The following is an 18,190-nucleotide window of genomic DNA, read 5'->3' as shown; positions in this document are numbered from 1 at the left end:
ATGACAAGAAGAAGAACAAGAAGAGAGAGGAAGAAAAGTGTATCGTCAAAGTTCCGTACTTTAGTTGCCACTTTTCTTTTAATCCTTGGTTTGGGGTTACTTTTTAACAAGACTATCCGCAATACTATTATTGCTTGGAATTCAAATAAATACCAAGTTCAACATGTCTCTAAACAGACCATTAAAAAAAATCAGCAGGCTGAGAGCACATTTGACTTCGACTCTGTCAAAGCAGTTTCAACAGATACTGTTTTACAGGCTCAAATGGCAGCACAAAAGCTTCCTGTAATTGGAGGTATTGCAATACCTGATGTGAATATCAATTTACCTATATTCAAAGGATTAGGCAATACAGAACTAATTTATGGTGCAGGAACCATGAAAGAAGAACAAGTTATGGGGGGAGAAAACAACTACTCATTAGCTAGTCACCATATTTTTGGTATGGCTGGTTCCTCTCACATGTTATTCTCACCTCTAGAACGAGCGAAGGTGGGGATGCCCATTTACGTAACAGATAAGGAAAATATTTATCAGTATGATATCGTATCTGTACAAACCGTTGCCCCAAATCGTATTGATGTTTTAAATAATACTCCTGGTACAAAGGAAATTACTCTTATTACTTGTACCGATGCAGAGGCTACACAAAGAATCTGTGTTAAGGGGATATTAAAAAAAGAAATGTCTTATAAAGGAGCTCCCGACTCTGTTATGAAGGCCTTTAATCATTCCTATAACCAAGTTGCAATTGAATAGAGTGAAAGAACAGGGCATAAAATCCCTGTTCTCTTATTAAGAAGGGAGAATGAAGATGAAACTTTCTGCAATTCATCATGTCGCGATTATTGTCTCTGATTATGACAAATCAAAAGATTTTTATGTTAATCAATTAGGCTTTGAAATCATTCGTGAAAATCATCGATCAGAGCGGCATGATTATAAACTTGATCTTAAGTGTGGAGATATTGAATTAGAAATCTTTGGTAACTCAATCTCCGATCCCGCTTATCAAGCTCCTCCAAAGCGGATTGGTCAACCAGAATATAATCGCGAAGCCTGTGGCTTACGCCATTTAGCTTTTCGAGTTAAAAACATTGAAAATTATATTAAGGAATTAAAAGCAAAAAATATTAGAGTTGAGCCACTAAGGTATGATGATTATACTGGTGAGAAAATGACTTTTTTCTTTGATCCAGACGGCCTCCCCTTAGAGCTTCATGAGTAAGTTAAGCTAATTTCTACTTCCTAGAAATAAGTGATTTTTTAAGAGAATTTCTAGATAGTATCCTGACAAATGGTTACCAAATTGTTTTAATTGACTTCAGTCTGTAGTATGTTTTTAATACAACTTTTAAAAAGAAGATGTTATAATATGAGGACAGATTTTTTCAAATCTGTTCTCATATTGAAGAAGGTTAAATCTATAGGATAAGAGGAAAAAATGACTATAATGACTATTAAGAAAAAAATTTTATTGGCTGGCTTCGCATTGGCGAGTAGCTTTATGGTTTCGACGGCCTTTGCTGCTAGTAATGATGTTCAAGGCGTTATTGATGAAGCCTATGTTCAGCCTGATTACGTCCTTGGTTACTCACTAGATCAAGCACAAAAAGATCAAACCTTATCATTGTTAAACTATAATAGTGGTAAAGACACGAAACTGAAAACACTGACGACAACTTCATATGCTAAAATTATGAATACTGCAGATGATTCGAGTATTCAACTGTATTCATCAGTTAAAATTGAAAAGTTAGGTTCCAACGATATTCTAAAGGTAGCCATTGTTACCCCTGAAAACATTACCAAGGTAACTCAAGATATGTATCGTAATGCAGCTGTTACCTTAGGAATTGAACATGCAAATATCACTATCGCCTCACCAATCAGAGTAACGGGCGAGTCTGCATTAGCAGGCATCTATTATTCTCTTGAGGAAAATGGAGCAAAGGTCCCGCAAGAAAATAAAAATTTAGCCCAGCAAGAACTTTCGACTTTATCTGGTATCAATGCTGAAAATTCTGGTAAAAATGGCTATGATTCTGATAAGTTAAATGTTGCTTTAACGGATATTAAAGCAGCAGTAGCTAAAGGTGGAAGTAGTTTATCTAAGGAAGAGATTCAAAAAATTGTTGATGAAACATTAAAGAATTATGGTCTTAAAAATGCCATGACCTCTGAACAAATTAACTTGATTGTTAACTTTGCAGTTAATCTTTCTAACAGTGGCATCATTAGTAACTCTCACTTTACTGCTACTTTAAATTCATTGAAGGATTCCATTGTTTCTAAATCTGGATCAACTTTTAAAAATATAAACCTTAATTTTGACTCTGCAAAAGCAGTTGAAACTGGTAAGGGAATCTGGCAGCAAATCATTGAATTCTTTAAATCCTTAATCGGATAGGCTTAAAAAGAGTGACTACGTCGCTCTTTTTTCTCTTTTTCTCTCCTATTTAGCTTTTCATTTGGACTATAAAAAAGACCCGACCCAATTGAAGAGAAAGAATTTGACTTCCCCTAATGCCTAAAGTTGCTGTATTTTAGTTTCATCTTTTTGTTGATTTTGAAGATATTCCTTTATTGTGGCTTTGCTAAGCTAAACTATACTACTACATAAGTGATAAAAATCGACCTCTTTGAAAAGAGATCGATTTTTATCACTTTTTACTAATTAATCATTTAAAGATAGGCTATTATAGCTGCCAAAAGCAGTGCAGGCAACATGTTAGCTACACGCATTGTTTTACCCCAAATAATATTCAGTCCGACGCAAAAGATAAGGATAGAACCAACTAAAGAAATATTTGTTAAGGCTGCAGAAGTCATGAAAGGTTGTACTATCTTTGCTAAAATGGTGATTAAACCTTGTAAGAAAAATACCGGAATAGCTGAAAAAACTGCACCCTTTCCTAAAGTTGTCGTTAAGACGATGATAATAACGAAATCTAAAACACTTTTAGTCAATAAGATACTTGGATTATTGGAAATGCCATCTTGAATAGGACCAATAATAGCCATAGCACCAATACTCACTGTTAACGTAGCAGTCACGAAACCATTAACAAAGTCAGGATCTTTATTACTACCTGTCTTAGTTTTCAACCAGTTGCCAAACTTATCAAAAAAGGCTTCAATATTTAGAAATTCACCAAGTAGACTTCCTAAACATAAGCAACTAACAACAAGCATTGCATGTTCATTAGTCATACTATTATTAGCAAACTTTAGCATGCCAGGCATAGCTCCAGAAATACCAATAAATAATACACTAACACCTGAAGCCATCGTTAAACCGCTTTGATGTCTTTCATTCAAATATTTACCAAAAAGTACTCCAAAAATCCCTGCTAAAAGAATAGAAATGGTATCGATTATGGTTCCAAAACCAGTGAAATAGGTCATTTGCTGTAATCCTCCTAAAGCATCTATGGCTATTATACAATAGAAGGAATACTTGTCAACATAAAATCTAATAATTATAATAATATTAAAAATAAAGATTTTTGCCAATAATAGTAAAAGAGAGAAAAATCCATATATTGCCATCTTTCAAACAATAGACACATATTAATAATATTCTCATTTTAAGTAATTTGATAAAATCAGAAATGGTTAGTATTAAAATTGAGAAACTTATAAGAGGAAACTTTGCTGTATTGGAATAGACTGTTTTGAACCCCATAATGTAAGTAGTAGTTCATATTATAAGAAATACTTTTTTGAGTCTTTTTAACCATTTTAGGGTATACTAAAGAAAAGAACAAACGGAGGAATAATTATGAAAACAATTAGGACACAACTAAACGACCATGACTACGATATGCTTAAAGTAAGAGCAGAACTTAGTCAAAAATCTATCGAAGAGATCACAGAAGAGTTGATTCATGATGCACTTGCCAGAGAAGAACGGATAAAGACTACTGAAGTAAAAACAGAAAGAACATATAAAGATCATGACGAAGCACTGATTGACAATGCTAACAAACCCGAAAACCAGTCCCTAACCCCACCTGAGATTGCTAGTGATATGGGAATAACGATTTAAAAAAAGTTAGATCCTGAAGCATATTAAAAGAAGGATATTTATATATGATTGAATTACTTCCTGCTAAACCTCAAGAGGCTAAAGAAGTGCTATTATTACAACAACTTGCCTTTCAGCCGCTGCTACATAAGTATCAAGACTTCAAGACTAATCCAGCAATGTTTCTTCTTGAGAAAATAAAAGAAAAACTTTTAGTAAAATAAAACAAAGGCCACTCTCATAAGCGAGTGACCTTTGTTTTATTTTACACCAGCCATCAATTTGTCGATACGCGGTACATAGAAGAATAAGAGGAGACCAAAGACGATGGTTATAGTACCTACAATACCATAATAGGCCACTTCATTTCCTGGAGTATAAAACTTCACAATTTGTGCGTTAATAGCTTGAGCTGATGCGTTACTCAAGAACCAAATTGACATCATTTGTGCTTGGAAAGCTTTTGGAGCCAATTTAGTTGTGACTGATAAGCCAATTGGAGAAATAAGCATTTCACCAACAATTACGATAGCCCAACTAACAATTAGCCACATAGGACTAACCTTAGCATGAACCCCAAATAACATACCTGGGAACATCATCCAAACAAAGGATAGACCAGCTGCAATTAATCCGTAGGCAAATTTCTTGGGTGACGATGGTTGTTTACTTCCTAATTTTGCCCAAATCCATGCAAAGAAAGGAACATAAAGCATGATAAATAAGGGATTAATACTTTGAAAATATGATGATGGGAAATTAATATGTTGGCCAAATAGGTTAAAAGAAAGACGTGTTTGATCATCTGCGAAAAGAGCTAAGACCACAGAACCTTGTTCTTCAATTGACCAGAATAGAATTGAGGCAATGAAGAGTGGGATATAGGCCCAAACTCGCGACCGCTCAGTATCTGAAATTTTCTTACTACTTAAAATCTTAAAGAAGTAGTAGATGGGAATAACAATGGCAATAAAGGTAAAGATATTAATAATACTATTAATAGTTAAAAGGTTTAGTAATTTAAGAATAACTATTAACAAGACGACTAGAATACTACCAATTAAGAATTTTTTCTTTAACTCTTTTTTCTCAGCATCTGATAGTGGATCCGTTGGGTGTAAACTATCTTTTGAAAGGTATTTTTTACCATCTCGAACATATTGTAGTAAACCAAAGAACATCCCAATAGCTGCTAGAGAAAATCCTAGGTGAAAATTTATTTCCTGACCAAGATAACCGACAATAGCAGGTGCAATAAAAGCACCCAGATTAATTCCAAAAACAAAAATACTGAACCCTGCATCACGACGTAAATCTTTCTCACCATAGAGACCTCCAACCATTTCTGAGACATTGGGTTTTAAAAAGCCAGTCCCTAAAATGATTAAAGCAATTGAAACAAAAAGAGCTGTTTTCCCAAATGGTGTTGCCAATGCAATATGTCCTAACATGATAAGAATTCCACCATAAAGGACTGATTTACGACTTCCGAGGATTCTATCACTAATATACCCGCCAATAATCGATGACAAATAGACTAGGGAACCATAAATAGCCATAATAGAAGCAGCGGTTACTTTGTCAAATCCTAAACCGCCTTGACTGACACTATAATACATGTAATAAAGTAAAATAGCACGCATACCATAGTATGAAAATCTTTCCCACATTTCTGTAAAAAAGAGAGTGGACAAACCACGAGGATGTCCAAAGAATGATTTTGTATCATTTGAATTCATCTCAATTATCTCCTTCATAATAACATCTTATAGCATACCTTAAATGAGGAATTATGTCAATTTTGTGAAAATTTTATAATATAAATTTTTCTTGCATAACTCCTTATATAAATAATAATTATTGATTACAAATAATTCTCTAAAGTAAAAAACCATTTAAGATTTTTACTTAAATGATCTTTTTAAAATAAATGGTGCAATAATGGTAGATAAAATAACAACTATAACCAAGATAGAGTAAATTTGATTAGATATTAATTTTTCAGCCAAACCAATTTGAACGATAATCAGAGCCATCTCCCCTCGGCTGACCATTCCGCCACCAACTGTCAAAGAGTCCATTTTAGAAAATTGAAAGCCACGTGCGACTAAATAACCTGGCAATAGTTTTGTAAGAACTGCTAAAACAGTGAAAAGTAAGATAACTCCAAGATTTGAAAGAATACCATCTAGATTTAATGGAAGTGCTATTGAAGCGAAGAAAATAGGGATAAAGAACATATAAGAAAGTTCGGAGATATCATGCATAATTTCTTCACCTTTATGAGTTTGACCAATGGCTAAGCCAGCAAAGAAGGAGCCAATAACAGCACTCATTCCGACGCTTGTTGCTAGTAGTGCCATACTAAAACAAATTAAAAGAGCCAGAAAGCTGTCTTTTTCAAAGAAACTTACTTTAAATGTTAAACGGTAAATAGCTGGAACAATGTACTTAACTAAAACCATTAAAAATAGTAAGAAAAAGGCTTGTCCGAGCATTTGCCAGATTAAATGGTTACTAGAACCAGTACCCTTCATGCTTGAAACAAAGAAACTTAAGAGAAGAACAGCAATAATATCATCAGCCACAGCTGCACCCAGAATGACTGCACCCGTTTTGGTTTGAACTTTTTTATACTCTTGAAGTACCTCAACTGTGATAGAAACGCTGGTAGCTGCGAAGACGATACCGTAGAAAATAGAGGTTTCCATTTCGTATCCCATGATTTTGGTGACCAAAAAGAATATTCCTACGGGAATGAGAACACCAGAAATAGCAACAGCTAAACTTGGTTTTAAATACCTTTTTAGTAAGCCCAAATCAGCTTCAAGTCCAGCTAAGAACATAAGTAAGATGACCCCTAATTCTGACAGAAAATGAATAATCTCTCCTTGATGGACTAAGTTTAAGAGACTGGGTCCTATGATAATTCCGACTAATAACTGTCCCACAACAGCTGGTATTGATAGCTTCTTTGATACTTCAATAGCCAAAAAACTGGCAATTAATATAATGGTAATTTGAAATAATTCTTGCATAATTCCTCCATAAGTCTCCTAAATTGCATAAATCGTTACTATTATACCATGACTTGGTTAACAAACAAAGCTCTATGTTCCCGAAAGCTTTTTAAACCAAAAAAACTCGAGTACTAGGACTCGAGTTTAAGAGAAATGAAAAGGGTTATTAGGATATTTATAATATAATCAATGAGCCTTAAAAAAACCTTAACACCCTTAATTACTATATTAAGGCAAGTTTCGCTGCTATTCCCACTCGACTGTTGCAGGTGGCTTGCTTGTAATATCGTACACAATACGATTGACGTGATCAACTTCATTGACAATGCGAGTTGAGATTTTCTTTAGGACTTCCCATGGAAGTTGGGCAAAATCCGCCGTCATACCATCAATTGAAGTGATAGCACGAATAGCAATAGTGTAGTCATAGGTACGGCCATCTCCCATAACTCCAACGGAACGCACACCTGTATTCACAGTGAAATATTGCCATACATCGCGATCAAGACCAGCTTTAGCAATTTCTTCACGAAGGATTGCATCTGATTCACGGACTGTTTCCAGTTTTTCTTCCGTGATAGCTCCCATAACACGAATAGCTAAACCGGGTCCAGGAAATGGTTGCCGCCAGACGATATTTTCAGGCATCCCAAGTGCAATTCCAAGCTCACGCACCTCATCTTTGAACAAAGTATTGAGGGGTTCAATCAATTGGAACTGCATATCTTCTGGAAGACCTCCGACATTATGGTGGGATTTAATAGTTTGAGCAGTTTCTGTCCCAGATTCAATGATATCAGTGTAGAGGGTACCTTGAGCAAGAAAATCTACCCCTTTAAGCTTACTTGCTTCATCGTCAAAGACGTAGACAAATTCATTTCCAATGATTTTCCGTTTTTTCTCGGGATCATCCACATTAGCTAACAAATCTAAGAATCTATCTTTAGCATCAACGCGGATAATATTTAAACCAAATTTACCACCAAGCATCCCCATAACTTGATCACCTTCATCTTTACGAAGAAGGCCATGATCAACGAAGATACAGGTTAATTGATCGCCAATAGCTTTTTGTAAAAGCACACCAACTACAGAAGAATCAACACCGCCAGAAAGACCTAATAAGACTTTTTTATCCCCAACAGTTTCTCTAATTTTTTCAATCTCCATTTCAATGAAGTTATCCATTGACCAGTCACCACGAGCACCACAAATGAAGATAGCGAAGTTTTTAAGGATATCGTTACCATAAACAGAGTGTCTTACTTCTGGGTGAAATTGAATTCCATAGATATTTTTTTCTGTATTTTCAATAGCAGCATAAGGGCAATCCACAGAATCACCTACTAAGTGAAATCCATCAGGAATTTCTGTGACAGCATCACCATGACTCATGAGAACTAGCTGTTCTTCAGGAGTATCTGCAAACAATTTAGATTCTTTCCGAAGATTTAAGGTGGACTGACCGTATTCACGATGACCAGCTTGTCCTGCGGGAAGAACTTTTCCACCAAGTTTATGAGTAATGAGTTGCATACCATAACAGATTCCTAGAATCGGGATACCTAATTCAAAGATTTCTGGATCAATACCAAAAGAATTTTCTGCATAAACAGAATTAGGACCACCTGATAGGACAATACCGATAGGGTTAATCTCACGAAGTTCTTGAGCACTAATCTTATGGCTCTTTAGTTCAGAAAAAACACCAAACTCTCTGATGCGTCTAGCTATTAACTGATTATATTGACTACCATAATCAAGAACGATGATTTTTTGAAGATCTTTCAAAATTGAAATTTCAGTCATTGTAATCCTTTCATTTCCATTAGACTATAGACTAATGATTTTAAACCTAATTGTAGCATATTTTTAAGAAAATAACATTAGAATTCCTCAATAAGCTGTATGCTTTTGGTAATTTCTTAACGTTAAAAGATATTTCAGAATATAGTTTCGTGAAAAAACGGTTTATAAGTATTTCGGAATATCATTTTTGATCATTTGACTAATGGAATAATTATCCTATTTTACCATATTAATCAGTTAATTCTCTTAGAATATGGTAAAATAATATCTATAATTAGTCATAAAATCATACTTAGGGAGACACGAGCATGTTACCAGCATATATCAAGATTCATGATGCCATCAAAAAAGACATTGACGACCAGGTCTGGGCAATTGGTGATCGTCTTCCCAGTGAGCGTGACCTAGCTGAACATTTTGAGGTTAGTCGGATGACTCTTAGACAAGCTATTACCTTATTGGTTGAAGAAGGTATTTTGGAAAGACGTATTGGTAGTGGTACTTATGTTTCCAGTCAAAGAGTCCAAGAAAAAATGAGAGGGACAACTTCCTTTACCGAGATTGTTAATTCTCAAGGTAAAAAACCTTCTTCAAAACTATTGACTTACCAAAAGCAACTAGCGTCAGATACGGAAATCAAAGAGCTTCAGTTAGAAGCAACGGATTATGTTATTCGGATGGAGCGGATTCGTTATGCTGACAATATTCCCTTGGTCTACGAAGTGGCATCTATTCCCGAAAAATTTATTAAAGATGTCAAACGTGAGGATATTACTGAACATTTCTTTAAGACCCTGATATCTAATGGTTATGAAATCGGCAAAAGCCGCCAAACTATTTATGCAAAAACGGCTAGTGAGCGGATTGCTAGTTATTTAGCGGTAAGTCGGGGACATGCCATACTGGCCTTAACCCAAGTATCCTATTTTACTAATGGAAATCCATTTGAATACGTGCGTAGCCAATACGTTGGTGATCGCTTTGAATTCTATCTGGAAAACAATTGAGTAAGAGTTTGGTCCCAAACTCTTTTTTTACCTAGCTATAAAGCTCAGCTATTAACTGATATCCTACTGTTATTATGCACTAAGATATGGTAAAATGAAAATTATGGAAATTGAAAAAACAAATCGAATGAATGCCCTTTTTGAATTTTATGCTGCGCTATTAACCGATAAGCAAATGAACTATATTGAACTTTATTATGCTGATGACTATAGTCTAGCTGAAATTGCAGAAGAGTTTGGGGTTAGTCGCCAGGCGGTTTATGACAATATTAAGCGAACAGAAAAGATCTTGGAAACCTATGAAATGAAGCTACATATGTATTCAGACTATATTGTTCGTAATGAAATTTTTGATGAGATATTAACAAAGTATCCTACTGATAGTTATTTACAAGAGAAAATTTCCATATTAACAAGCATCGATAATAGAGATTAAGAGGAGTAGTTATGGCTTTTGAAAGTTTAACGGAACGTCTACAAGGCGTCTTTAAAAATATTCGTGGAAAGAAAAAATTATCTGAGAAGGATGTTCAAGAGGTCACTAAAGAGATCCGCCTTGCCTTACTTGAAGCAGATGTCGCCCTACCAGTCGTTAAAACTTTTATCAAACATGTACGTGAACGTGCGGTAGGTCATGAAATCATTGATACTTTAGACCCAACCCAACAAATTGTCAAAATAGTTAATGAAGAGCTAACTGGTATTCTAGGGTCAGAAACAGCGACAATTGAGAAAGCGCCAAAAATTCCCACAATCATTATGATGGTGGGGCTACAAGGAGCCGGTAAAACAACTTTTGCAGGGAAATTGGCTAACAAGCTGATTAAAGAGGAAAATGCACGTCCTTTAATGATTGCAGCTGACATTTATCGTCCTGCAGCCATTGATCAGTTAAAAACCTTAGGTCAACAAATCAATGTTCCCGTTTTTGATATGGGAACAGACCACTCAGCAGTTGAGATTGTTCGTCAAGGACTTTCTTTAGCACGAGAAAATCGCAACGACTATGTTTTGATTGATACAGCAGGTCGTCTACAAATTGATGAAAAACTCATGACTGAGTTGCGAGAGGTTAAAGCACTAGCCAATCCAAATGAAATTCTCCTAGTTGTTGATAGTATGATTGGTCAGGAGGCAGCAAATGTCGCTGACGAATTCAATAAACAGTTAGAAATAACAGGAGTTGTACTAACCAAAATTGATGGAGATACTCGTGGTGGAGCAGCATTATCGGTTCGCGAAATTACTGGTAAACCCATTAAATTTACAGGTACTGGTGAAAAAATCACTGATATCGAGACCTTCCACCCAGATCGGATGTCAAGTCGGATTTTGGGAATGGGTGACCTTTTAACATTAATTGAAAAGGCAAGTCACGAATACGATGAACAAAAATCACTTGAATTAGCTGAAAAAATGCGCGAAAACACCTTTGATTTCAATGATTTTATTGATCAATTGGATCAGGTTCAAAACATGGGGCCAATGGAAGATTTGCTAAAAATGATTCCAGGTATGGCTGGAAATCCAGCTCTTGCTAATATCAAGATTGATGAAAAGCAAATTGCTCGTAAACGTGCCATCGTTTCTTCAATGACAAAAGCAGAGCGTGAAAATCCTGACTTACTCAATCCAAGTCGTCGTCGTCGCATCGCAGCAGGCTCTGGTAATAGTTTCGTTGACGTTAACAAATTTATCAAAGATTTCAACCAAGCTAAAGCAATGATGCAAGGGGTAATGTCTGGAGATATGAACAAGGCGATGAAACAAATGGGAATTGACCCTAGTCGCATGCCAAAAAATATGCCAAATAGCAATGGTGCTAATATGCCCGATATGTCAGCATTAGAAGGTATGATGGGTGGAAGTGCAATGCCTGATATGGACATGAGTCAACTATTTGGTGGGGGTCTCAAAGGTAAAGTTAATGAATTTGCTATGAAGCAGATTATGAAACGTCAAGCTAACAAAATTAAAAAAGCTAAGAAAAAACGGAAATAACTTTTCATATAATAGAAAGTTTACCTCGCTTTAGAAGGATTAAAATATAAAAGAGATAGGTAACCTAACTCTCAAAAACTAAGCTTTTTGAGAAGTAGTCACCTTCTCTCTTTTTTATTACTTAACTATGTACGCTCATCTCTGAAGGGATACTCTTTTGCTAAAAACTTGATTTTATTAAAATATCAGTCTTTTTAGTTTTGTTTAAGAAAATTTAGTTATTTTTCTTTATAATCAATATAAAGAAGGGAAACGAAGCTTATTCATCTCTCTTTAAGCTCTTGAAGTGTTATTGGTTTAATCAATTAAAAGTAAAAAATCAACTCAGTAGTGTTTAAACCTCAAATTCAAGAGACGACTATTATAAAGGAAGATAACATTATGCATAAAAAATTGACGAGTCATTTAGGACTTTCTTGGCTAACCATTCTATTTATTCTCCCCTTCCCCTTTCTGTATACTTTAAACAATGGATTAAAACAACTACATGTCCATAGTAGTTTCGGAATACTGTTAGGTGCCTTAGCTTATGTATGGATGCTAACGGCAATCTATATTGCTACCAAACCTAAATGGATAGATCGATGGGTGGGACTTCCTAGTGCTTACATGATTCATGGAATAATAGCTCTATTAGCACTCGTTCTAGCCTTTTTCCATAAAGAATTGGATTCATCTGAAGGGTTAATTAAGTGGACTGGAGATTTTGCTTTTATTATTTTCTTAGGATTAGCGACTTATTCTCTAGTGTTTATGGCTGGCTGGTTAACAACGCGTATTCCTCTATTACAAAGTATAAAAAATTTCTTAGAACAATTGTTTAAGCATGAATTTTCAGTTTGGTTGCACCGACTTAATATAGTAGCAACGATACTTATTTTTATCCATATTCAATTAATCAATTATATTGTCAACATTAGTCCCTTCATTATTTTGATTTGGTTTTACACTATTTTTGTTTTTGGTTCTTATATGTGGTTTCATTTTAAACCAAATGCTCACGGAGTTAGAGCAAATTTACTTATTAACCAGGAAATCGCTCCAAATGTTAGAGAGTTAGTAATTCAACTTCCAACAAAGTCTGGTTTGAAGTTTCGACCAGGTGATTTTGCTTTTATTTCCTTTCCGGATATTTCTCAGATGGCAGAGCCTCACCCTTTTTCTCTAGCCAAAGCACCGAGAAAAGATGGTAAATTATTTTTTGCTATCCGAGGTGATGGTGATTTTACCAAACAGTTACCTTTTATTCCAAGCAATTCACCAGTTCGTGTCGATGGTGGCTTTGGCAAATACCAAGCTGTCATTAATTATTTTAAACCCAAACAGTTAATTGTTATAGGCGGAGGCATAGGAGTAGTTCCTTTATTTTCAGTAATCGAGGGTAATCCTAACATCCCAGTTAACTTTTTTTACACAGTTAAAAGTCAAGAGCAATTGATTTATAAAGAGGAACTCTTGGACTTGCAGAGACGTCCCAATACTAATATTTATTATCAAGTTGGGCGCTTTAGCGAGAATGAAATCTTAGAATCCCTACCTCAAAATACTAAGGACTGTGTTTTTCTTATAAGTGGGCCTATCAGTATGGGCAGATATTGGCAAAAGGTGATTCAAGCTAGAGGCATTGATCCTGAACGGATCTATTTTGAAGAATTCTCTTGGTAATATAAAAAGTACTTTCCTCCAAAAAGAATCTCTTATAATGAATAGTATAAAAAGTACTATACTATTCATATAATGAGGTTCTTTTCTTATGGCTAAAAAAGAAGTAACTTTACAAAGCATCCATTAGAATTCAAATTGTAGGTAGCGGAGGACCATCTTAGTGGAAAAGTGGTGGAATGAAGCTATTGTTAAAAAATATAGCTTGAAATCAGACATTAAGTTCCGGAAAAGGGAATTGTTATGACAATGCCTCTTTTGAGAATTTCTTTTCCCATCTCAGGAGTGACTCTATAAGACTATTTCCTCCTAGCAACGAGAAGGAGAAGGATACATGCAACAAATCAAAACCTACATGGATTGGTATAACTGCGATAGACCTAAAGAAATATTAAAAGGTATGGCCCCTATGCAATTCAGGGAAACATACCTTACTAACTAATACTTTTTTATATTGCTATTTCTCTATCTAACTTTTAAACTTCCAAGGGCATAAAATTAGCAATAATCTTACCAATAATACGTGGATTTTCATCGAAAGGAGCAAACTTATCTGAATATTTTTTATTTAGAGAAACTAGCCGTAAGCCATTTTCTTCTCGGTAGACCTTTTTTATATAAGTCTGTCCATCCCATTCAACGGCATAGATTGCTCCATCGTAGTCGAAACCTTCTTGTTTTATAAGAACAACTTCACCATTAAGATAAGTAGGCTCCATAGAATCCCCAAACACCCAAGAAGCAAAGTCATAGTCTAATTGTTCATCGTAGAAGACTTCGTCATAGTTTCCATCACCAAAATAAGAGAAGCCACCACCTGCAGAAAGACTCTCGTAGACACGATAACGATACAGTTTCTTTTTAAGAGTAGATATAGTAGTAACATTCCTTTGCTTTGCCAACAAAGTCTGAGAAAAGGTCACTACCTTTTTTTGGTTATCACTATTCAGCTGTTTATAAGGTATGAGGATAGTAGAGTAAGAATTGAAATAATCTTCTGAAACTCGAAAAATATCAACTAATTGTGCTAGGTGTTTCTGATTAGGATTGTTTTTGCCTTGCTCCCAATTAGAAATAGTCATTTTATTGACACCTATTTGGTCACCGAGTTCCTCTTGACTCATCTTTTCTTTTTGACGGATAGCTTTTAATTGTTTTCCTGAAAACATTCTCACGACTCCTTTAGTAAAGTTATAACTTTACTACGAGTATAGCAGATATTTTTCTACATGACAAGTTTTTTTACAGTAAAAATGAGTATATTTTGACAATTCCACTAATTAGTCGTATGATGAAAATAACTTATTTCCACAAATTTTTTCATCATATTTACAAAAAGTTTGTGGAATATGCAAATAAATGACAGGAGTCCATTATGCTGACTATTGCTTACATCGGGAATGGAAAAAGTGCTAACCGTTATCACATGCCCTTCTCAACCCAATTGGAAGATATCAAAATAAAAACGATTTATTCGCCAACCCCAAGTCCTTGGGAGTCTCTTTCTGGAGTTCATTATACAAATAAAATTGAAAATGTCTTAGAAGACCCAGATATTCAATTAGTTGTCCTTTCAGTTCCTCCTTCAGCTCACTATAGTCTTGCTAAACAATGCTTACTAGCTGGCAAAAATACTTTAGTGGAAAAACCATTTACAGAAACAGCGGCTGAAGCTAAAGAATTATTTAAGCTTGCTAAAGAAAGAGGACTTTTTGTTCAAGCTTATCAAAATCGACGTTTTGACTCAGACTTCTTAACCGTTCAAAAGGTTATTGATAGCGGTGTTTTAGGAGATATTCTTGAGGTAGAAATGCATTTTGATTATTTCCGTCCAGAAATTCCGGAAGGTACAAAGGAATATTCGATTAATACAAGTTATCTTTATGGGCATGCTTGCCATACCATCGATCAAGTCATTTCTTACTTTGGTATGCCAGAATCTGTTCATTATGATGTTCGTCAATTATTAGGTAAAGGTCGTATGAATGATTACTTTGATTTGGATTTTTACTATGGTCCTAAAAAAGTGTCCATTAAATCAAGTTATTTTCGTATTAAGGAACGGCCAAGTTTTGTCGTTTATGGCAAAAAAGGGATGTTTGTCAAAGAAAGTAAGGACCGACAAGAAGATGATTTAAAGCGTTTCTATATGCCCACTAATCCTGACTTTGGCATGGATAGCCCTGAGCACTATGGTACCCTAACTTATATTGATGACCAGGGCCTCTACCATGAAGAGAAGGTAATCTCAGAAATAGGAAATTATGCTCGTATGTATCAGGCTGTCCACGATAGCATTATCCACGGTAAAGAAAAAATTGTCAAAGATGAAGAAACAATCCGTCAAATTGAAATAATTGAAGAAGGTATCCGTCACATGAATCAAGGCTGATAACTAAAAAAGTTTCTATCCAGTTTATTGATATAATAGAAGCAGAAAATTTGGAGATAAAAATGCAACAAGAAGAATTCATTGCTACCTATCAACAAATTACCAAGAAGTAACTAGATAATATAGCAAACCTGTTTTTTTAAATACTAGCCTTAAAATAAAGAATATCTTAAAGGAGAAAACCATGTTCACTGATACATTCTTAGAAGTACTCCAGTACGAAGGTCCAGTTTCCATTACTTCTTGGGGTAAAGGAGATCCCCACGTTACCTGCACTTGGAATAGTTATTTAGTTCTGAAAAAGGATAATCTTATCCTTATCCCTGCGGCAGGAATGAGAAGTACTGAAGAAGATATCGCCATCAACAATCAGCTAATTCTAACCCTAGCTGCGCGAGATGTTGAAGGCTTCAATGGTTATCAAGGAACGGGGTTCAGAATCAACGGCAGCGCAAGCTTTATCACCGAAGGCCCATACTTTGAAGAAATGAAGGAAAAATATCCTTTTATTAGAAGTGTTTTACAAGTTGAAGTCACTACTCTTAAACAATTACTTTAAGCTCATAAACTAAAAAAGAACGGTAGAGGAGTCTTTCCTATCGTTCTTTTTCTAATTCTTTGGACAAAGTTAATTTACGGATATAGTGTCCCATATAGTCGGATTGGAAGTAAATAGCATAAAGACTATTTAAGATGAAGAGTATGGATTCTTCAGTTGAGAAATTAGCGATTTTTCTATGTTTGTCTTCACGGGGACAAATTGCAAAGAAGGCATCCGAATTGTCTTTAAGATAAGTACCAAAGTGACTAGATAGACCAATGATAAAAATCCCCCGCTCTTTTAATAGTCGCAGGTGTTTTAAGGTGTCACTTGATTCAGAAGTTCCAGAGTAGGAGACAAGAATAGCTATATCGCCTTTCCTTAGAGAAGCTGTCATCAAACCAAACTCGCTAGTATGAGCCACCTCAACTATTTTTCCCAGCGTCAGCATTTTACGACGAAATAATTGGGCAATGTAGTCGTTGGGACTTAGACCAAAAACAACGATGCGTCTAGCTTTTCTTAATTCTTGCCCAGCTTTTTCTAAAGCTTCAGTAGACATCTGATCAGCCGTATCTTGAATACTTTCTTTCGCAATAGTGGCAACTTTTTGAATGATTGCCTGGCTGGAATCTTCTTCTTGGAAAGGAAGGTTATGGTCAACGTCGGAATAGTGGGTGTCTGAATAAAAACGCTCAGATAGAAGAGCTGGTAGAAAATCGGTCCATCCTTTGTAACCTAAGGCTTGGGCAAAGCGAACAATACTAGACTTAGAACTATAGCTAAGTTTAGCGAGTTCATTAAGGCTGATTCGCTCTATTTCCCCTAAATGTTCAATGATTGTCTGAGCTATGGTAGCTTTGGAGGATTGCTCCTTTTTCGCCCAAAGACTAATTTTTTCTAGCATTGAATAGACCTCTCTCTAAGATATTTCAGTCTCAATAGTACAAAGACTTAAAAGTGAAACCACATACCAAGTGTATCGAAAAATCCCACACTTGTCTAGAAACTATCTTAAGACTAACCACTGTCTGAATTTTGGTAAGGTAATGCTTTTTTCTTGACTTGTCAAGGTTATTATGGCATCATAAAGGCATAAGTTAATTAGAATAAATCTAATTAAGAAAACTAAAAGGAGGCACTCACAATGACATTTGACTATAAGGATCATGGCAAAGAAAAGTATATCGTCAACATTGAAGATTATACCAAAGAAAATGAAAACTACCGAACAACTATTTGGACTGGTGAAAAACTTCAAGTTACTTTAATGGCTATCCAACCAGGTGATGATATTGGACTTGAAGTTCATAAAGGCATTGATCAATTTTTACGTATTGAAGAAGGTAAGGGACTATGTCAAATGGGGGATGCTGAAGACAACTTAACCTTTGAACAAGAAGTTTCAGATGATGATGTGATTTTGGTACCTGCTGACACTTGGCATAATGTCACTAATACCGGCGATAAACCTCTGAAAATCTATTCAATATACGCTGGTCCTGATCACGTGCCTGGAACTATTCATAAAACACATGAGGACGCTAAAAACGACCCTAATGAAGATTGATAATAAATCATATGTAATTGATAGATTTTAAAAATGTACCTTGACTGGTCTCTGACTAGTTAAGGTTTTTTATATTAAATTGGTGATTATTTTCATGTCTTTGCTGGGAAATTTCCCCTCAATAATACAAAGTCATGATATACTTAGAAGAAGGATAT

General features: G+C 35.2%; 19 protein-coding genes. 13 read left to right on the top strand and 6 right to left on the bottom strand.

Annotated features, from left to right (window positions below; genetic code table 11):
- From FGK96_RS04680 to FGK96_RS04670, 3 genes are all read left to right on the top strand, one after another.
- Positions 1 to 759 carry a class A sortase gene (locus FGK96_RS04680; protein WP_138081823.1) on the top strand — a complete coding sequence of 253 codons (759 nt, stop codon included), beginning with the start codon at positions 1 to 3 and terminating at the stop codon, positions 757 to 759.
- 55 nt (positions 760 to 814) lie between these two features.
- On the top strand, positions 815 to 1,228 hold the full coding sequence (locus tag FGK96_RS04675) for a VOC family protein (RefSeq protein WP_138083499.1): 414 nt from the start codon (positions 815 to 817) through the stop codon (positions 1,226 to 1,228).
- 225 nt (positions 1,229 to 1,453) lie between these two features.
- Positions 1,454 to 2,410 (top strand): DUF1002 domain-containing protein, encoded by a 957-nt coding sequence (locus FGK96_RS04670; protein ID WP_138083498.1) that lies wholly within the window; start codon positions 1,454 to 1,456, stop codon positions 2,408 to 2,410.
- A gap of 275 nt (positions 2,411 to 2,685) precedes the next feature.
- On the opposite strand, the gene FGK96_RS04665 is transcribed toward FGK96_RS04670, so the two are convergent.
- Positions 2,686 to 3,408 (bottom strand): DUF554 domain-containing protein, encoded by a 723-nt coding sequence (locus FGK96_RS04665; protein ID WP_138081821.1) that lies wholly within the window; start codon positions 3,406 to 3,408, stop codon positions 2,686 to 2,688.
- 376 nt (positions 3,409 to 3,784) lie between these two features.
- Between FGK96_RS04665 and FGK96_RS04660 the strand changes: the two genes are divergently transcribed.
- Positions 3,785 to 4,051, top strand: coding sequence for a hypothetical protein (locus FGK96_RS04660; protein WP_138081819.1), 267 nt, complete (start codon positions 3,785 to 3,787; stop codon positions 4,049 to 4,051).
- A gap of 44 nt (positions 4,052 to 4,095) precedes the next feature.
- Positions 4,096 to 4,254, top strand: a complete 159-nt coding sequence (locus FGK96_RS10450; protein WP_172601594.1) for a hypothetical protein — start codon at positions 4,096 to 4,098, stop codon at positions 4,252 to 4,254.
- A gap of 36 nt (positions 4,255 to 4,290) precedes the next feature.
- Here FGK96_RS10450 and FGK96_RS04655 read toward each other — a convergent pair whose 3' ends face one another.
- The 3 genes from FGK96_RS04655 to guaA form a co-directional block, all read right to left on the bottom strand.
- The gene (locus FGK96_RS04655; RefSeq protein ID WP_138081817.1) at positions 4,291 to 5,769 is read right to left on the bottom strand and encodes a peptide MFS transporter; all 1,479 of its coding nucleotides are present in this window, start codon (positions 5,767 to 5,769) and stop codon (positions 4,291 to 4,293) included.
- 165 nt (positions 5,770 to 5,934) lie between these two features.
- Positions 5,935 to 7,068, bottom strand: coding sequence for a cation:proton antiporter (locus tag FGK96_RS04650; RefSeq protein ID WP_138081815.1), 1,134 nt, complete (start codon positions 7,066 to 7,068; stop codon positions 5,935 to 5,937).
- A 228-nt stretch (positions 7,069 to 7,296) separates the two neighbouring features.
- Positions 7,297 to 8,859 carry a glutamine-hydrolyzing GMP synthase gene (guaA, locus tag FGK96_RS04645; RefSeq protein WP_138081813.1) on the bottom strand — a complete coding sequence of 521 codons (1,563 nt, stop codon included), beginning with the start codon at positions 8,857 to 8,859 and terminating at the stop codon, positions 7,297 to 7,299.
- 308 nt (positions 8,860 to 9,167) lie between these two features.
- Here guaA and FGK96_RS04640 point away from each other — a divergent pair, with 308 nt between their 5' ends.
- From FGK96_RS04640 to FGK96_RS04620, 5 genes are all read left to right on the top strand, one after another.
- Positions 9,168 to 9,866, top strand: coding sequence for a GntR family transcriptional regulator (locus FGK96_RS04640; RefSeq protein WP_138081811.1), 699 nt, complete (start codon positions 9,168 to 9,170; stop codon positions 9,864 to 9,866).
- Positions 9,867 to 9,969: 103 nt separating this feature from the next.
- Positions 9,970 to 10,302, top strand: a complete 333-nt coding sequence (locus FGK96_RS04635; protein ID WP_232045833.1) for a putative DNA-binding protein — start codon at positions 9,970 to 9,972, stop codon at positions 10,300 to 10,302.
- Positions 10,303 to 10,313: 11 nt separating this feature from the next.
- Positions 10,314 to 11,867 carry a signal recognition particle protein gene (gene ffh / locus FGK96_RS04630; RefSeq protein ID WP_138081807.1) on the top strand — a complete coding sequence of 518 codons (1,554 nt, stop codon included), beginning with the start codon at positions 10,314 to 10,316 and terminating at the stop codon, positions 11,865 to 11,867.
- Positions 11,868 to 12,248: 381 nt separating this feature from the next.
- Positions 12,249 to 13,532: an iron reductase gene (locus FGK96_RS04625; RefSeq protein WP_138081805.1), complete on the top strand. Its 1,284-nt coding sequence runs from the start codon at positions 12,249 to 12,251 to the stop codon at positions 13,530 to 13,532.
- Positions 13,533 to 13,863: 331 nt separating this feature from the next.
- On the top strand, positions 13,864 to 13,971 hold the full coding sequence (locus FGK96_RS04620) for an IS3 family transposase (RefSeq protein ID WP_138081803.1): 108 nt from the start codon (positions 13,864 to 13,866) through the stop codon (positions 13,969 to 13,971).
- A 34-nt stretch (positions 13,972 to 14,005) separates the two neighbouring features.
- Here the strand turns inward: FGK96_RS04620 and FGK96_RS04615 are convergent, their stop codons facing one another.
- Positions 14,006 to 14,698: a LexA family transcriptional regulator gene (locus tag FGK96_RS04615; RefSeq protein WP_138081801.1), complete on the bottom strand. Its 693-nt coding sequence runs from the start codon at positions 14,696 to 14,698 to the stop codon at positions 14,006 to 14,008.
- A 206-nt stretch (positions 14,699 to 14,904) separates the two neighbouring features.
- On the opposite strand from FGK96_RS04615, the gene FGK96_RS04610 reads away from it, so the two are divergent.
- Together FGK96_RS04610 and FGK96_RS04605 are read left to right on the top strand one after the other, a co-directional pair.
- On the top strand, positions 14,905 to 15,921 hold the full coding sequence (locus FGK96_RS04610) for a Gfo/Idh/MocA family oxidoreductase (protein ID WP_138081799.1): 1,017 nt from the start codon (positions 14,905 to 14,907) through the stop codon (positions 15,919 to 15,921).
- A gap of 184 nt (positions 15,922 to 16,105) precedes the next feature.
- The gene (locus FGK96_RS04605; RefSeq protein ID WP_138081797.1) at positions 16,106 to 16,480 is read left to right on the top strand and encodes a pyridoxamine 5'-phosphate oxidase family protein; all 375 of its coding nucleotides are present in this window, start codon (positions 16,106 to 16,108) and stop codon (positions 16,478 to 16,480) included.
- 37 nt (positions 16,481 to 16,517) lie between these two features.
- Here FGK96_RS04605 and FGK96_RS04600 read toward each other — a convergent pair whose 3' ends face one another.
- Positions 16,518 to 17,369 carry a MurR/RpiR family transcriptional regulator gene (locus tag FGK96_RS04600; protein ID WP_138081795.1) on the bottom strand — a complete coding sequence of 284 codons (852 nt, stop codon included), beginning with the start codon at positions 17,367 to 17,369 and terminating at the stop codon, positions 16,518 to 16,520.
- A 240-nt stretch (positions 17,370 to 17,609) separates the two neighbouring features.
- Here FGK96_RS04600 and FGK96_RS04595 point away from each other — a divergent pair, with 240 nt between their 5' ends.
- A complete protein-coding gene (locus FGK96_RS04595) occupies positions 17,610 to 18,032 on the top strand; it encodes a cupin domain-containing protein (RefSeq protein WP_138081793.1) in 423 nt (140 codons plus the stop codon).
- Positions 18,033 to 18,190: the final 158 nt, after the last annotated feature.

This window comes from Streptococcus porcinus, assembly GCF_901542335.1.
Classification (GTDB): Bacteria; Bacillota; Bacilli; order Lactobacillales; family Streptococcaceae; genus Streptococcus; species Streptococcus porcinus_A.
The sequence above is the reverse complement of the archived record's forward strand: the minus strand, read 5'-3'. Positions and strand labels throughout refer to the sequence as shown.